The following is a 14,587-nucleotide window of genomic DNA, read 5'->3' on the forward strand; positions in this document are numbered from 1 at the left end:
GATATTCCTTATTTTGAAAAAATCTGAACTATTAAGTGCATAGTTAATGTTGCGCTGCAGCACAGTCAAGCAGTTTACGTAAACGTCAATCGCGAAAGATAGGCGACTCGCCCTGTCTTTCTTCTGCTTCTGATCAGTCTAACCGAGGCGGGCGCCTGTTCAAGCCAGAACCTTGTTCGAGTCAGGCCCTATTCCAGGATGCTTTGATATTTCTGGCTGAACACATCACGGCCGACAATATAGCGCATGATCTCGCTGCTGCCGGCATAGATGCGGCTCATCCGCGCATCGGTGAAAATGCGGCTGATCTCATATTCCTTCATATAACCCGCGCCGCCATGCAATTGCAGACCCAGATCGGCCATTTCCCATTCAATTTCACTGCCCAGCATCTTGCCCTTCGCCGCGATATTGGCATTGAGCCCGCCCTGGTTATGCACCTCGACGCAATGGTCGATATAGACTTGCAGCATATCGATCTTGGCATCCATCTCGGCCATCTTGAATTGGGTGTTCTGCATGTCCGACAGCTTCTTGCCAAACACATCGCGTTCCATGACAAATTCACGAGTCACGTCAAAGGCGCGGCGAGCGGAGGCGCCATATCCAACCATGCCGATCAGCCGTTCCTCCGCGAGGCCTTCCATCAGATGGATAAACCCCTTGCCCGGTGTGCCGAGCTGGTTCTCTTTTGGAATCTTGACGTTGTTGAAGAAAAGCTCGGCCGTATCCTGAGCGTGCAGACCGATTTTTTCCAGATTCTGGCCGCGCTCAAAACCCTCCATGCCGCGCTCGACAATCAGCAACACCATCGCATGCTTGTCATCAAGGCCGGCAATCTTGGCTGCAACAATTACGACGTCGGCATTGATGCCATTGGAGATATACGTCTTCGATCCGTTCAGCACCCAGTGATCACCATTGTCAGTCGCTGTGGTCTTCATGCCGGAGAGATCACTGCCCGCGCCGGGTTCGGTCATCGCGACGGCAAGGATGGTTTCGCCGCTCACGCATTTGGGCAGGAAACGCTCACGCTGTTCCTCGTTGCCGATATTCTTGAAATAGGGGCCAACCAAACGGCTATGCAGAGTATTATACCATTCGGCGCAGCCTGCCCGGGTGGTTTCTTCAATGATAATCTGCTCATAGCGGAAATCATCATCGCCCATCCCGCCATATTTTTCGTCTGGCCAGATCATCAGGAAGCCCTGATCACCAGCTTTCTTGAAAATTTCCCGATCGACTATGCCTGCTTCGCGAAATTCGTCCATGCGCGGAGCAACTTCATCAGCCAGAAAGCGGCGATAAGCATCGCGGAACATATGCTGTTCTTCGGTAAATTTACGCATGGGAGGAATCCTTCGAATTTATCTGATAAGCGCCAATATGGCCGTCAAGCGCGATATCGAATCGGCTTTAACTGGTCAATTAAAACATGGTCCGGACACCGGCTGCAACCTGTTCTTTTTGCCATGATCGCTGATCCCAGTTGGCCGTTGCAATTATTTGAAAAGCCTTGTTAAGAGGTTCAATGGCGAAAAATGAAGACAGACCATTCATATTGGGCCTTGGCGGCACAACCAATCCGCACAGCTCGACCGAACAGGCATTGGCCATTGCCCTGAAGACCGCTTCGGAAGCCGGTGCTGAGACAGAATTGTTCGGATCGGAACGGCTTTGCGCTCTTCCGCATTATCTTTCGGATCCTGCCGGACTCAATGAAACTGGTAAGGCGCTTGTAGAATCCGTCCGCCGAGCTGATGGGATCATATTGGCCAGTCCCGGTTATCATGGGACCATCTCGGGTCTGGTCAAAAACGCCGTTGATTATGTTGAGGAAACGGCGGGCGATGATCGGGTCTATCTGGATGGCCTGCCCGTCGGATTGATTGTTACCGCCTATGGCTGGCAAGCGACGGGTTCAACCTTGGCGGCGATGCGTTCGATTGTTCATGCGCTGCGCGGCTGGCCGACACCGCTTGGTGTGGGGATCAATGCGTCCGGCGGAATATTCAAAGACGGACTATGTACGGATGAAAGCGTGAACGAGCAGCTCCACCTTGTCGCCCAACAGGTTATGCGTGGTTCGCACCGGCGAGAATATCTCGATCAATAATTATTCCGGCGGTGAATTGCCGTAAAAGTCGCGATACCAGCTGACAAAGCACTTTAAGCCGTCTTCCAGCATGACCTCCGGTTCATAGCCCGTCAGCGCATGCAGTTTCGACACATCGGCATAGGTCGCGGTGACGTCTCCGGGCTGCATGGGACGCATGATTTTTTCCGCTTCCATACCCAGTGCCTGCTCCAGCGCTTCGATCATGTCCATCAGACCGACGGGCCGGCTGTCACCGATATTCAAGACCCGATGTTCGCCAGAGGCTGGCGGATTGTCCAAAGACCCCAATATACCATCAACAATATCGTCAATATAGGTGAAGTCCCGGGCCATTTTGCCTTCGCCATAAACTTCGATGGGCTCGCCAGCGAGGATCTTTTTGGTGAATCCGAAATAGGCCATATCCGGCCGGCCCCATGGCCCGTAGACGGTGAAAAACCGCAGGCCGGTTTGCGGAAAGCCGTAAAGCTTTGCATAGGATGCGCTCATCAATTCGCAGGAGCGTTTGGTCGCTGCATAAAGCGACACAGGATCAACAGCGGGTTCTTCTTCTACAAAACCCGCGCCGCCCATCGGTTTGTCGCCATAGACAGAGCTGGATGACGCATAGACCAGATGTTCAAAATCCGGCGCATGGCGGCTGGCCTCCAGCAGGCTTAAATGGCCTTCCAGATTCGATTTTTGATACGCGAATGGATTGTCGATGCTATAACGCACACCGGCCTGGGCGGCGAGATGGATGATGCGCTTCACGGCATGTTCTTGCACCAGTTTGCTGACACCATTGGCGTCGGAAACATCCAGTTCGGCAAATTGAAACCCTGGCAATTTCTGTAAGTTTTCAAGCCGCGCCGCTTTCAGCTTCGGATCATAATAATCATTCAGATTATCGATACCGATGACGCTCTCCCCGCGCGCGATCAGCTGTTGAGAAACCGCGTGGCCGATGAATCCCGCTGCGCCGGTAACCAATATGGTGTTAGAATGATGCAATTTGTCATCCATCTGGTTCATAGATTCATTCCTCGGTCATTCGGGACCATTGTCTGGCGCAGTAACAGCAAAAAACACAGAATTCCAATGAACTGGCTTCGGTTCAGCCCATTTATCCATCAAATCGCGCAACATAGTCGTCAATATGGCGGAGAGATTGCGCAATGGTTTCCTCGTCGAGAAACGAACCGCGGAAGCTATTTTGGGCTAGCGCGACAATGTCATCCTTGTCGAGGTCCAGGGCTGACGCCGTTGCCTCGTAATTATCATTCAGATATCCGCCAAAATAGGATGGGTCGTCGGAATTGATGGTGGCGCGCAGGCCGAGGTGCAGCATTTTTTTCAGCGGATGATCCTTAAGATCATCCACTACGCACAGCGACAAATTGGACAAGGGACAGACAGTTAGCGTCATTTGATTGTCTTGCAGTCTTTGAACAAGCCGAGGATCTTCCAATGACCGGTTGCCGTGGTCCATGCGCTCTATCTTCAAAATGTCGAGGGCTTCCCAGACATAGTCCGGCGGCCCTTCTTCGCCGGCATGGGCCACTGCCTTGAGGCCAAGGGCTTTAGCTTTGGCAAAGACCTTGGAAAATTTGGAAGGTGGATGACCCAGTTCGGATGAATCAAGCCCAACTCCAGCGATTCTATCTAGATAAGGCGTTGCCTCGCCAAGCGTTGCGAGCGCGTCCTCTTCGCTTAAATGGCGCAAGAAACACATGATCAGCTGTGAGGATATCTGCAGGTCCGATTGCGCATCGTCCATGGCGCGCAATATGCCGTCTATTGCGGTCGAAAAGGCGACCCCGCGCTCGGTATGGCCCTGCGGATCAAAAAATATCTCGGCATGGATTGCATTGTCAGCGTGGATACGCCGAAAATAGGCCATGGTCAGGTCATAGAAATCCTGTTCGGTGCGCAGGACATTCATTCCCTGATAATAGATATCCAGGAAATCCTGCAGATTTGAGAAGGCATAGGCCTTGCGCACTTCTTCGGCCGAAGCAAAGGGTATGTCGATGGCGTTGCGCTGCGCCAGCGCAAACATCATTTCCGGTTCAAGCGATCCTTCAATATGTAAATGCAGTTCGGCTTTCGGAATACCGGCAATGAAGGCTTGACGCTGTTCGGGGGATGCAAAAGACATATCTAGCTCTTTATCATGACAGGGTTGGGAATTTCTTCTTCATCAAAAATGACCGCGGCATCCGATTTATTTGCGCATATTTCTTCTTTGGTCAGTCCATCCAGCTCATGCGGAAATATCAGCCAGTCCTCGGTTTCGTGAATGAAGAAATCGGGCTTCAGAGCCGTCTTGTTACGCGAAGGTTTACTATAGACCGTGGCCACCCGAACATCCTTCGGCATATTATGGCGGCATCGCTCTCCAAGTTCTTTGAGGAACGCTTCGATGCTTCGGCCACTGTCAAACACATCATCGACAATCAGCAAATTATCTTCCGGATTGAGCGTATCGATCAAATAGCCGAGCGCAAATACCCGCACGGATCGTTCCTGTTTATCAATACCGGAATAGGAAGATGTCCTTATGGCAATATGATCCGTCGAGACGCCGTGGAATTCCAATATCTCCTGCACCGCAATGCCGACCGGTGCACCGCCGCGCCAGATGCCGACAATATGGGTCGGAGAAAAATCACTCTTCAATATCTGCATGCCCAGCCGAAAGCTGTCCGACAGCAAGGCGTCGGCAGTGATATATGTTTTTACGATGGGTGTTTCTGAGACCATATTGATCACATTCTCCGGCTGCCTTTGGGAACGCTATCACGAACAAAATCCTAGGATATTGTCGCATTAGCATTATGCAGGGAGATACGTAGCCGCTGTTTTACACATGTTAAACCCATATTTCCCGGAGAGCCAAAAATGACATTGATCGTCCACCATCTCAACAATAGCCGGTCCCAGCGGATATTATGGCTGCTTGAGGAAATCGGCCGCCCTTATGAGATTCGCCACCATCAGCGTGATACCGAGACCAATTTGGCACCGCCCAGCCTGACCGCGCTGCATCCGCTGGGCAAATCACCGATGATTGAAGATGACGGACGTATGATCATCGAATCCGGCGCGATTGTCGAACATATCTGTGCGCATCACGGCGGCGGGCAATATGTGCCAGAGCGCGGGACGGATGACTATGTTCGTCATCTTGAACTTATGCATTTTGCCGAAGGGTCGGCAATGACGCCAATTTTGCTGAACCTCTATGTGGGCCGGCTGGAAGAGGCCGGCGCGCCGTTAATGCCGCGGATCAACGAACAGCTGACCAGCCATTTCGACTTCATGGAAAACGAGCTTAGCCCGTCCGGTCATTTTATTGGCGATAGCCTCAGCGCTGCAGACGTCATGCTCAGCTTCCCGGCAGAAGTGGCCATCGCTCAGGGCAGAGCCGAGACACATCCGAAGCTGGCCGCATTTGTTAAGGAATTACAATCGCGCCCTGCTTATCTGAGAGGTCTTGAGAAAGGCGGAGAATACAGCTTCGCATCAGGTTGACATTTGTGAGAACATAAAACTGCAATAGCACCGTCACAGCAGAGTCACGAACAACGCATATTCTTGGAACAAGCAGTCCCTAGGGCACCCCCAAATCGAGGGAGTTCTTAAAATATGTCTGCACAAAAAATATCCGCCGCCTTGCCGCTTACTCAGCACTGTTTGCCACCGCAGCTATACCGGTTAGAGATTGAACACACGGCGGGCATTGCCAAACAGAAAAGCATCCTCTTGTTCGCGAGAAAGGCCGAGCCGATCCAGATGCTGCAGGCACTGTTCTGGAGAAAGCATGGGCCAGTTCGTTCCGAACATTACCCGCTTGGACCCGATCCCCTTCATGAAGCTGACAAAGTCGTCGGGAAGACGATGAACGGCATAAGCCGACGTATCGACATGGAAATTGGGAAACTTGATGGTTAGCGATGTTAGTTCGTCAATCCATGGAAAGCCGACATGACCCCCCACGACGATCAGCTCCGGAAAGTCCAGTAAGACATCTTCAAGATAAGGAATGGGGCGGCCTGTTTCTGATCGCAGCAGCGGTCCGGTATGCCCGACCTGCGTGCAGAACGGTACGCCAAGATCAACACAGGCCGCATAAACGGGATAATAACGGCGGTCATTGGGCGGAAGATCCCACAACCATGGCACTACACGAACACCGACAAATTTTTCACCGTCTACCCATTTGCGGATATCCCGGACGGCCTGCATCGGATTGCTGAGATCAACGGTCGCAAGGCCACGAAACCGATCCGGCGCGCTATCGATTTGATCGCTTACTTCTTCATTGCTGATCAGAGAGCCTTGCGGTCCATGCCAGGCTGACAAAAGGGAGATATCCACGCCCGCTGCGTCCATTGCCCGCAAGGTAGACTCGGTAGACGGGATGAGGGGGTCTCCAGCCTGACCTGTCCATCGCAGCAAGGTCTCCAGCCATGGGGCTTTGGCCATCCGCTCCGTTGTCATCTGCGCCCAGACATCAATCGCGCCCATATCAATCTCCTCTTGCAATAAACTACATATATGTAGTAATTAGATGTGGATAAAATTGTCAACATGAAAAAAACACCGCTATGATTGGGCGGAGAGATTGGGAATGAAAGGTTCGTAATGCCAAGCCGCAAGAGAGTTGAGCAGTTTATTCACGCCGTGGTGCATGGGGATCATGCCCAGGCCATAAAAGATTTTTATCATGCAGATGCAACGATGCAGGAAAATTGCGAGCCACCACGCCGCGGTCGCGACAATCTGATTGCGCATGAAAAACAAGCGATGGGCCGGTTGCAAGAGATGAAAACACATCCACCTGAAACGGTGCTGGTGGATGGTGATGACGTGATTATCATGTGGACATTTGATGCAACGGACAAAGAAGGTGTGACGCGCAGACTCAATGAAATTTCTCATCAGGTCTGGTCCGCTGATGGCATCATGAAAGAGCGGTTTGTCTATGACAGTGCAACCGCCTGGCAAATTGTTGAACCGGCTTGATCAGAAAAGCCAATCGCGGTCTGTATATTTCCTAAACCATCCTCTAACGTCCTGAGAAACAGTTTGGACAGGACATCGGATTTATGAATCTCAAAGACAAAATCATCGTTATCACGGGAGCGGCAAGCGGTATCGGGGCCGCTATGGCGCGGCGCTTTGCTGCTGTGGGTGCCAAGCATGTTGTATGTGCCGACCGGGACGTTGCGGGCGCGCAAGCCGTTGCCACTGAAATCGACGGAACGGCGATACAGACGGATGTGTCTTTGGAGGCTGATATCACATCTCTTATTGAGACTGTCGAGCGGGACATTGGTCCAATTGACCTGTTTGTGTCCAACGCCGGGATTATCATGGAGGGCGGCGTCGAGGTCGGTGACGATGGCTGGCAGAAAATCTGGGACATTAATGTACTTGCGCATATTCGTGCCGCCCGTACCCTCGTTCCAAAAATGCTGGCCCGCGGCGGTGGGTATATTTTGAGCACGGCCTCTGCCGCAGGCCTGCTCGCACAAATTGGGTCAGCGCCTTATTCGGTGACCAAACATGCGGCAGTCAGTTTTGCCGAATGGCTTGCGATCACTCACGGAGATGACGGGCTGAAAGTATCGGTGCTTTGTCCGCAAGGCGTGGCAACGGCAATGACAGCCGATATTGATACATCAACGGTAGCGAAAGACGGTATGCTGACGGCCGAAGCAGTTGCGCAGATTACGCTGGATGCCATCGAAGAAGAGCGCTTCCTGATCATGCCGCATCCGCAAGTGGCGGACTATATCAAACAAAAAGGCAGCGATCCGGAGCGCTGGATTACCGGTATGCAGCGCTGGCAGAGGATGTTGAACGAGCAAGCCTCCTAACATTAATAGCCTGACAAAATGGAGCATTGGGCAGAGGTGCCAGTGCGACTAGCCTCCCGATTAATTATAAAGGAGGATTCGAGATGGCATTGGTATCAGTGGTCGGCGCAACCGGGCGTCAGGGATTGGCACAAATCAGACAACTGGGCGCAACGGGTCACAGGGTGCGAGCGCTTTCTCGCAGCGAAACACCTGATCTGGGCGGCAGCAACGTTGCCGATGAAGCGCGGATTTTCGACTTGTATGACGAAGAAACCTGGGTTCCGGCTTTCGAGGGGTCGGATGCGGTTTTTTATACCCATCCTTTGCAAGCACGTGAGGATCGGGCGACTCTAACTGGCCGGGTTGCTGCGGCTGTACAAAAAGCGGGCGGCAAACGCTTTATCTGGAATACTTCCAGCTGGATCCCTGAGCGTCCGGGCGATCCTTTCACCTATGGTAATAACACGATTGCAGTAAATGAGATTTTTCGCTCAGGTGTTCCGGCTACGGTTTTCGGTTCGGTGCTGTTCATGGATAACCTGCTTACCAACTGGGCCCGTCCGTTCATTGTTGACGAAAGCCGCTATGTCTATCCGCATGAAGCGCATTTGGAGGCGAACTGGATCAGCCTGGATGATGTCGGCAAGTGCATGGTGGCTGCAATGGAGCGGCCCGATTTTGAAGGCTCATGGATGAATATCGGTGGACCGCAGCGTATCAAGCCACCACAGGTCGCCGAAATCCTATCCAAAGTTTTTGGTCGCGAGATCAAATATGATCCCTGCACGCCAACGGAATTTGGTGACCTGTTGGTCGGTGCATTTGGTGACGACGTGCCGGAAGAAAATCGCGCCACCATGTCTGCGGGAATCGCGGCCTTCTACGAATATAATAACAAAGCCGAGACCAAGCCTTTTGAGGTATGCACAGACTTCATGCAGCAACGCTTGCCAGAAGTAGAGTTTGAAACGCTGGAGCAATGGGCGATGCGGCAAGACTGGTCAGACGACGCGCACCGACCACCTGCAGGTTAATTCGATGACCAAACGATTGGAAGGCAAGGTCGCGCTCGTCACGGGCGGTGCCTCTCGCCCGGGTATTGGTGCTGCCATTGCGGAACGGTTGGCGGAAGAAGACGCGATCGTCGTGGTCAGCGACATCGATCATGCCGGAGCAGAGGAAACTGCTGCTTTGATCAGCGAAAAGGGCGGTAATGTAACGGCCGTCAAACAGGATGTAACCTCGCAGCGGGATTGGGAAGAAGTGATGGCGGCAGTGCTGGCGGACCATGGACGGCTGGACGTGCTGGTTAATAATGCCGGTATATTGGATGTGGCGGCGATTAACAGCGACAGAGCTGTGCCGGCGCTTCGCCGTCAGTTTGACGTCAATGTTGAGGGTAGTTTTATCGGAACCCAGGCAGCTGTCGCGGCAATGCGGCAATCCGGCGGGGGATCGATTATCAACCTGTCGTCTGTGGCCGGGCTAGTCGGTTTCCGTGGCAGTGCCAGCTATGCAGCATCGAAAGGTGCTGTAAAACTGTTCAGCAAATCGGTGGCGCTGGAAGTGGCGGAAGAGAATATTCGCGTCAATACAGTGCACCCGGGGATCATTCGCACCAATATGCAAAGCGCAGGTGCAGACACAAACTCGGACAATTATGCGGCGATAGAGGCGGCAATACCGGCAGGCAGATTAGGTGAGCCAAGGGATATTGCGAATTGCGTCTTGTTTCTAGCATCGGATGAATCGAGCTATGTCACTGGCGCGGAATTTGTTGTCGATGGGGGCTACACGGCGCAATAGCGCAAATTTTTTTGCCAAGTTGAACCTTTTGGCGCTTTGCCCCGACTATAGGGGTAAAGGCCATCAGGATGTTTATGCGCTACAGTGATACAGACCGGATTTATGACGAATTGTTGCTCAACCGCATTCAGGCCGGAGACCGGCGCGCGGGAGAGCGATTGGCGGCGAGGTGGCATCCGCGTCTGATGCGTACAGCCTATCGGCTTTTGCGTGACGAAGAACAGGCGCGTGCCGCCGTGCAAGAAGCATGGAGCGGTATTTGCAAAGGGTGGCGCAGGTTGCGCAATCCCTCCCGATTTCCGGCATGGGCTTACACGATCCTGCACCGCAAATGTGCAGACCAGATAAGCAAGAACAAAAAGCATCGAAGTCTTCATGCCGTCGCAGTTGAAGATGCGGACATTTCCGTAGCGCCGCGCGGCGAAGACAAGGTTACCATTGATCAAGCCTTTGATCGTTTGAGCGATGATCACCGGACGGCGGCTTTGCTCTATTTTGGTGAAGGCCTGACGATCAAGGAAATTGCCGAGGTAACGGGTACGGCAATTGGCACAGCAAAATCCCGACTGTTTCATGCGCGCCGACAGTTAAAGGCAGCGCTGGATGACGAACCAAATGAAGGAGAAACATGATGACAAAATTTGATGACAAGCTTGGAGCTTCGCTTAGCGCCGACGACCGCGCGTTTTTGGAAGACTTGGAAGACGGGCGCGGATTGTTTGAACAGCTGGGCACCACCTTTCAGGGTCCAATGCGTTTCTGGACCTATTTGATGGGCCTCTACACGCTTGGCTTTGCCATATTTGCATTTATCTGCGGATGGCAGGCGATCGAAGCCGGAGAAGTTCGGGAAACCATCCTGTGGTCGTCGGGCTGTATCATTTCATTCATTGCCATCGGTTTGCTGAAAATGTGGCTGTTCGACCGGATGAATACGCTTACCATTTTGGGTGAGCTCAAAAAAATCGAACTGCGCGTCGCTCAAATAGATGATGTGCGCGGCTAGACCCGTTCAGGCGATCATCCGTTCGATAAACCAATAGGTGGCGATGATGCCGATGGCATAGGAGGTCGCTGTCTTGGCAGGTTGTAGCCATGATTGCTGAAAGCGGCGGATCAAAGCCAACACAGCAAAGGCAATTGCAACGATGATCAACTGTCCGATTTCAACACCCAGATTGAATGTGAGCAGCGCCATTGGCACATCATCCTGCGGCAATCCGATTTCAGCCAATGCGCCTGCAAAACCAAAGCCGTGGAGCAGACCGAAGAGGAAGGCGACGATCCACGGGAAGCGTTCCGACAGACGCGGCCCGTGGTTTTCATGATCCTTTTGTGCTTTTACGATTTCAACTGCGAGAAAGATAATCGACAGGGCGATTATCGCCTCCACCGGTTGCGAGGGCAGGGATAGATAGCCCAGTGTGGAACCGATCAGCGTGATGCTGTGGGCAATGGTAAAAGCGGTCACCGTTTTGGCGACCAGCCAGCCGCCTTTCAGCAAAAGGACAAGCGCCAGCACAAATAACAGATGATCAAAGCCAAACACAATATGCTCGATACCGATGACGGTATAGGTCCATGCGACATTGGCAATCGCTTCCTCCCGAACGATTGTGGCAATCGGTGCATCGGGTGTCAGGCGCAATGTTTGCGTTTCTTCATCAAGCGGTGCGATCCGGACCAGCGCATCAGTTGTCGCGAGTTCCAGTCCTTTAAGGCCAATGGACTGTCCGGCAATGGAGCCGGAACATTTTAATGTTTGGCGGGTCAATATATTGGATGCGGCAAAGCGCCGTTCGGCTTCGCCAACAGGAGTACAGGATTCAGGAATTATGACCTCTCCCGTGCGGCCCAATCTGGAGCGCGCGGACGCCTTCCACAGTACGGACCACTCGTCCTGAGATATCTGGTTCAGTTCCACATAAGCGGGGCGCAGTTCATCGGCATGGGCGTCAGATGCCCAAAACAGGCCCACGAAACAGGCAATGGCGAGCAGGCAGGTCTTCATTCCCGGCCAGAAACTTTAATATCATATTGCTTGCGATATTTGTCGAAAGCAGCTTCCTCCAAACGCGCTGTTTGTGCGGCTTGCCAATCATTGCTGACTGATTGTCGAACATCTTTCAGTGCCGGTGCTTTGCCGGGTATTTTCGCGGTGATTTTGATGAAATGTTGCCCAAATCCTGACTCTACCGGCCCCTGCCACTGACCAATGGGCAGAGTGCTGAGCTTTGCGGCGAACTTTTCTCCGAACTGCCGCGTAATTTGGGAGACTTCTGCCTGAACCAGTTTGGCAGGGAGCGAAATTGGTTGTCTGATTGTGTTGGGCTCGACGGCTCCCTGATTCAAGCCATCCAGCTGGGCCAAAGTTGAGGACTCCGGATCTTGGCCGAGATAGACCTGTTCCAGATCATAGGTTGAAGACAGGGCATATTTATCAGGATGGTCATCCAGCCATTTCTGCAATAGCGCATCTGATGGATTGTCTTCGGCATCTTCCTGATTGTCCAGAAACCGCATTTTGGTAAACAGGCGCCTGCGGATAAGTGGATCGTTGCGATCCAGACCGAGACGCAATGCTTCGCGGTAGTAAATTTCCTCCTTAATCTCTTGATCGATTAGGCCGTCCAGCTCGTCCTGTGTGGGTGGCCGGCGGAAATTTTGTACCCAGCCAGCCTGTAATCGCGCGACATCCGATTCACCGATGGTGATTTCATAGTCCGCCGGATCACGGTTCGACCCGGTGGCCCAAAAAAAAGCGAATACCATTAACGCTCCGCCCAGAAAATGGACCAAAGGTTCTTTTAGCAGTTTCATCTCCGCACGATATTCCCGATTGGCCGCACAGACTCATTGGTCATGGGGTTAGCTTGTCGTTGCGGCTGGTGTGTACCAGATCGGCGATGAATAAGCCCGTTCTTGCTGAATCTTAATCACATCATCCGGCAGTGTCAGGCCGAATTTCAGCGCGTCGTAAACCGGCCATGTCGGTGTGGGAATTTCCAGCACGCGGACATAATAAAACGCATTTTGCGCCACGTCGAAATCCGGATCTTGCCACCATGTGGTGAGCTCCGGCGCACCGATATTATTCTCCCAAGTGCCCTTGGTGAGATCAACCGTGTTCCCGACAGCATCAAGTTTTCCGTCAGCGCCGACCTTACGGCTATCCGGGCTGCTCCAGCTGATATTGTAGATTTTCTCGTAGGATTTCCCGCTGGAATCGACCCAGCCTTTAACGACTTGAATGCGATCCAGATTTGCGCTTTCTGGGTCCATCAAGGCAGAGATCAGGAAGGTCGGTGCCTTGCCATCTCCGCCAGAAAGATCGCCGCCCATTGGCACGCCCTTCGCATAGCCAGTTTTGACGAGATCGGCCGTATCGTCTTCGGTAAAATCAAATCCGCCAAAGAAACGTACCTGCATGCGCGGGCCAGTCGTCGCATAGACTTCACGGCGCATCATTGCATCGAAAATGGCTTCACGCGTGTTGCTGGTTGCCCAGACCGCGGCATATCCGCTCGACAGATAGTGCCAGCCGAAACGGCCCCTGCGTGTGCCCAGATTTTGCGGCGCCAGTGCCCGGTCCTTATTGTTGATTTCATTGCCGCTATGCTTGCCGTAGAAATTATTCTCGTCGGCGGTCGCCAGTGAAGTGTGGCTATCGGTCGAACCGATCATGCCGAATTTGAAAGGATTCGCTCCTATTTTCAGCGTGAATTCCAGACCGCGCTTCAACGCCTCGCGGGCATAGCTGCCACCGTAGCTTTCCGGTGGCATATTCTTGCCGCAGCTCAGGTTGCATTTGTCCCAACCGGCATCACCAAAATCGGCAAATTCATCATTGGGGGAAAGGAACGGATGGCTTTCGCTGTCGCCCTTAATCTGCGTCACCTCGACAATTGGCTCGCGCAGCGCGCGTGTTTTTATATACGCCTCGTCAATGGGACTGCCGTCCAGCTTGTTCATCGCAAACATGCGGCCATTGGACACATTGCTGTTGTGCGGAATGGCAAGGACTTTTCCGCCAGTGCTTTTTTCATAGGCCGCCATATAGGCCCAAAGCTGTTCCGGATCGCCAGCGTCAAAGCTGGCAAAGGGGAGCATGGTGCTGGTCTTGTCCCCGCCGTCGCGGAACATCACCACGCGGTGCAGATTATCTCCGCCGGGCATCGGCGTATATTCAAACCCGTGAAAGGCGGTAAACTTGCCGGGCTCATTATATTCGTCGAGCTTCTCACCATGTTCGGTCCACAACGATTTGATCCGGTCTGCGGATTCTTCCGGATCGAAAAGACCTTCGGGTAAAGTTCCCGCAGCAGCGCCATCGATCAGTTCGGCTGTGACCGCCAGTGACCCTTCATCGCTTTCGTGCATCATGTCGTACCAGCGGAGCAAAAAATCATTGCCCAAAAGCGCAATACGCGGGGCTTCATAAAGCGCCTTGGTTGCGCCCACCGCGTCGCTATGGTCCGCGATAACCAGAAAGTCGAGCGGGCGGGAAAGCTTGGCTTTTTCGCCCTTGGTTGCTGTCACTTCCTCGCCTTTGGCAAAGCGCAAGGCTGCCTCTGTGTCGAGCCGGTTGCCAAAACCAAATGCATCAATGCTGTTGTCGGTGTGGAGATGGGTATCGCCCCAGAAGACCTGTTCGGGATATTCGGTGTTGGTGACTTCGGCGCCCGAGCCACCAGATCCGCCATCTTTGCTGCATCCTGAAATGGCCAGTGCCGCCGAGCAGGCCGCGAGTAAAAGTGCTTTGCGCATCATATTTTCCCTCATCCTATGGAGAGAAAACTATCGGTCATCCGGT

16 protein-coding genes are annotated in these 14,587 nt (G+C 53.0%); 8 read left to right on the plus strand and 8 right to left on the minus strand.

Annotation, left to right across the window (positions count from 1 at the left end; all coding sequences use genetic code 11):
• Nucleotides 1–188 precede the first annotated feature (188 nt).
• Entirely contained in the window at nucleotides 189–1,349 is a 1,161-nt protein-coding gene (locus AC6I9Z_RS03030; protein ID WP_497811173.1) for an acyl-CoA dehydrogenase family protein, read from the minus strand.
• Nucleotides 1,350–1,531: 182 nt separating this feature from the next.
• On the opposite strand from AC6I9Z_RS03030, the gene AC6I9Z_RS03035 reads away from it, so the two are divergent.
• Complete coding sequence (locus AC6I9Z_RS03035) at nucleotides 1,532–2,116, plus strand: NADPH-dependent FMN reductase (RefSeq protein WP_461457147.1); 585 nt, start codon at nucleotides 1,532–1,534, stop codon at nucleotides 2,114–2,116.
• On the opposite strand, the gene AC6I9Z_RS03040 is transcribed toward AC6I9Z_RS03035, so the two are convergent.
• The 3 genes from AC6I9Z_RS03040 to AC6I9Z_RS03050 all read right to left on the minus strand — a co-directional run bounded on the left by AC6I9Z_RS03040 (nucleotide 2,117) and on the right by AC6I9Z_RS03050 (nucleotide 4,864).
• A complete protein-coding gene (locus AC6I9Z_RS03040) occupies nucleotides 2,117–3,133 on the minus strand; it encodes an SDR family NAD(P)-dependent oxidoreductase (RefSeq protein WP_461457145.1) in 1,017 nt (338 codons plus the stop codon).
• Nucleotides 3,134–3,224: 91 nt separating this feature from the next.
• Nucleotides 3,225–4,259 carry an adenosine deaminase gene (locus tag AC6I9Z_RS03045; RefSeq protein WP_461457143.1) on the minus strand — a complete coding sequence of 345 codons (1,035 nt, stop codon included), beginning with the start codon at nucleotides 4,257–4,259 and terminating at the stop codon, nucleotides 3,225–3,227.
• 2 nt (nucleotides 4,260–4,261) lie between these two features.
• Nucleotides 4,262–4,864, minus strand: a complete 603-nt coding sequence (locus AC6I9Z_RS03050) for a phosphoribosyltransferase (RefSeq protein ID WP_461457141.1) — start codon at nucleotides 4,862–4,864, stop codon at nucleotides 4,262–4,264.
• A gap of 138 nt (nucleotides 4,865–5,002) precedes the next feature.
• Here AC6I9Z_RS03050 and AC6I9Z_RS03055 point away from each other — a divergent pair, with 138 nt between their 5' ends.
• Nucleotides 5,003–5,635: a glutathione S-transferase family protein gene (locus AC6I9Z_RS03055; RefSeq protein ID WP_461457139.1), complete on the plus strand. Its 633-nt coding sequence runs from the start codon at nucleotides 5,003–5,005 to the stop codon at nucleotides 5,633–5,635.
• 183 nt (nucleotides 5,636–5,818) lie between these two features.
• Here AC6I9Z_RS03055 and AC6I9Z_RS03060 read toward each other — a convergent pair whose 3' ends face one another.
• Entirely contained in the window at nucleotides 5,819–6,631 is an 813-nt protein-coding gene (locus AC6I9Z_RS03060; RefSeq protein ID WP_461457137.1) for an amidohydrolase family protein, read from the minus strand.
• A gap of 117 nt (nucleotides 6,632–6,748) precedes the next feature.
• Here AC6I9Z_RS03060 and AC6I9Z_RS03065 point away from each other — a divergent pair, with 117 nt between their 5' ends.
• The 6 genes from AC6I9Z_RS03065 (at nucleotide 6,749) to AC6I9Z_RS03090 (ending at nucleotide 10,780) form a co-directional block, all read left to right on the plus strand.
• Nucleotides 6,749–7,129: a nuclear transport factor 2 family protein gene (locus AC6I9Z_RS03065; protein WP_461457135.1), complete on the plus strand. Its 381-nt coding sequence runs from the start codon at nucleotides 6,749–6,751 to the stop codon at nucleotides 7,127–7,129.
• A gap of 83 nt (nucleotides 7,130–7,212) precedes the next feature.
• A complete protein-coding gene (locus tag AC6I9Z_RS03070; RefSeq protein ID WP_461457133.1) occupies nucleotides 7,213–7,986 on the plus strand; it encodes an SDR family oxidoreductase in 774 nt (257 codons plus the stop codon).
• Nucleotides 7,987–8,069: 83 nt separating this feature from the next.
• Nucleotides 8,070–9,002: an SDR family oxidoreductase gene (locus AC6I9Z_RS03075; protein WP_461457131.1), complete on the plus strand. Its 933-nt coding sequence runs from the start codon at nucleotides 8,070–8,072 to the stop codon at nucleotides 9,000–9,002.
• 4 nt (nucleotides 9,003–9,006) lie between these two features.
• Nucleotides 9,007–9,774: an SDR family NAD(P)-dependent oxidoreductase gene (locus AC6I9Z_RS03080; protein ID WP_461457129.1), complete on the plus strand. Its 768-nt coding sequence runs from the start codon at nucleotides 9,007–9,009 to the stop codon at nucleotides 9,772–9,774.
• Between the two features lie 68 nt (nucleotides 9,775–9,842).
• Complete coding sequence (locus AC6I9Z_RS03085; RefSeq protein ID WP_461457127.1) at nucleotides 9,843–10,406, plus strand: RNA polymerase sigma factor; 564 nt, start codon at nucleotides 9,843–9,845, stop codon at nucleotides 10,404–10,406.
• Nucleotides 10,403–10,780 carry a DUF6768 family protein gene (locus AC6I9Z_RS03090; protein WP_497811175.1) on the plus strand — a complete coding sequence of 126 codons (378 nt, stop codon included), beginning with the start codon at nucleotides 10,403–10,405 and terminating at the stop codon, nucleotides 10,778–10,780. Before AC6I9Z_RS03085 ends, AC6I9Z_RS03090 begins: the two co-directional genes overlap by 4 nt.
• 6 nt (nucleotides 10,781–10,786) lie before the next feature.
• Here AC6I9Z_RS03090 and AC6I9Z_RS03095 read toward each other — a convergent pair whose 3' ends face one another.
• From AC6I9Z_RS03095 to AC6I9Z_RS03105, 3 genes are read right to left on the minus strand one after another with little or no spacing between them, the layout of a single operon-like run.
• Nucleotides 10,787–11,785: a HupE/UreJ family protein gene (locus AC6I9Z_RS03095; RefSeq protein WP_461457123.1), complete on the minus strand. Its 999-nt coding sequence runs from the start codon at nucleotides 11,783–11,785 to the stop codon at nucleotides 10,787–10,789.
• On the minus strand, nucleotides 11,782–12,594 hold the full coding sequence (locus AC6I9Z_RS03100; RefSeq protein WP_461457121.1) for a peptidyl-prolyl cis-trans isomerase: 813 nt from the start codon (nucleotides 12,592–12,594) through the stop codon (nucleotides 11,782–11,784). The genes AC6I9Z_RS03095 and AC6I9Z_RS03100 overlap by 4 nt, the downstream gene beginning before the upstream one ends.
• A 48-nt stretch (nucleotides 12,595–12,642) precedes the next feature.
• Entirely contained in the window at nucleotides 12,643–14,544 is a 1,902-nt protein-coding gene (locus AC6I9Z_RS03105) for a DUF3604 domain-containing protein (protein WP_461457119.1), read from the minus strand.
• Between the last annotated feature and the right edge of the window lie 43 nt (nucleotides 14,545–14,587).

Source organism: Parasphingorhabdus sp., assembly GCF_059726685.1.

What these genes read in the sequence shown, in the direction of transcription:
- AC6I9Z_RS03030 (WP_497811173.1), bottom strand. Translation starts at nt 1,349, where the DNA reads ATGCGTAAATTTACCGAAGAACAGCATATGTTCCGCGATGCTTATCGC.
- AC6I9Z_RS03035 (WP_461457147.1), top strand. Translation starts at nt 1,532, where the DNA reads ATGGCGAAAAATGAAGACAGACCATTCATATTGGGCCTTGGCGGCACA.
- AC6I9Z_RS03040 (WP_461457145.1), bottom strand. Translation starts at nt 3,133, where the DNA reads ATGAACCAGATGGATGACAAATTGCATCATTCTAACACCATATTGGTT.
- AC6I9Z_RS03045 (WP_461457143.1), bottom strand. Translation starts at nt 4,259, where the DNA reads ATGTCTTTTGCATCCCCCGAACAGCGTCAAGCCTTCATTGCCGGTATT.
- AC6I9Z_RS03050 (WP_461457141.1), bottom strand. Translation starts at nt 4,864, where the DNA reads ATGGTCTCAGAAACACCCATCGTAAAAACATATATCACTGCCGACGCC.
- AC6I9Z_RS03055 (WP_461457139.1), top strand. Translation starts at nt 5,003, where the DNA reads ATGACATTGATCGTCCACCATCTCAACAATAGCCGGTCCCAGCGGATA.
- AC6I9Z_RS03060 (WP_461457137.1), bottom strand. Translation starts at nt 6,631, where the DNA reads ATGGGCGCGATTGATGTCTGGGCGCAGATGACAACGGAGCGGATGGCC.
- AC6I9Z_RS03065 (WP_461457135.1), top strand. Translation starts at nt 6,749, where the DNA reads ATGCCAAGCCGCAAGAGAGTTGAGCAGTTTATTCACGCCGTGGTGCAT.
- AC6I9Z_RS03070 (WP_461457133.1), top strand. Translation starts at nt 7,213, where the DNA reads ATGAATCTCAAAGACAAAATCATCGTTATCACGGGAGCGGCAAGCGGT.
- AC6I9Z_RS03075 (WP_461457131.1), top strand. Translation starts at nt 8,070, where the DNA reads ATGGCATTGGTATCAGTGGTCGGCGCAACCGGGCGTCAGGGATTGGCA.
- AC6I9Z_RS03080 (WP_461457129.1), top strand. Translation starts at nt 9,007, where the DNA reads ATGACCAAACGATTGGAAGGCAAGGTCGCGCTCGTCACGGGCGGTGCC.
- AC6I9Z_RS03085 (WP_461457127.1), top strand. Translation starts at nt 9,843, where the DNA reads ATGTTTATGCGCTACAGTGATACAGACCGGATTTATGACGAATTGTTG.
- AC6I9Z_RS03090 (WP_497811175.1), top strand. Translation starts at nt 10,403, where the DNA reads ATGATGACAAAATTTGATGACAAGCTTGGAGCTTCGCTTAGCGCCGAC.
- AC6I9Z_RS03095 (WP_461457123.1), bottom strand. Translation starts at nt 11,785, where the DNA reads ATGAAGACCTGCCTGCTCGCCATTGCCTGTTTCGTGGGCCTGTTTTGG.
- AC6I9Z_RS03100 (WP_461457121.1), bottom strand. Translation starts at nt 12,594, where the DNA reads ATGAAACTGCTAAAAGAACCTTTGGTCCATTTTCTGGGCGGAGCGTTA.
- AC6I9Z_RS03105 (WP_461457119.1), bottom strand. Translation starts at nt 14,544, where the DNA reads ATGATGCGCAAAGCACTTTTACTCGCGGCCTGCTCGGCGGCACTGGCC.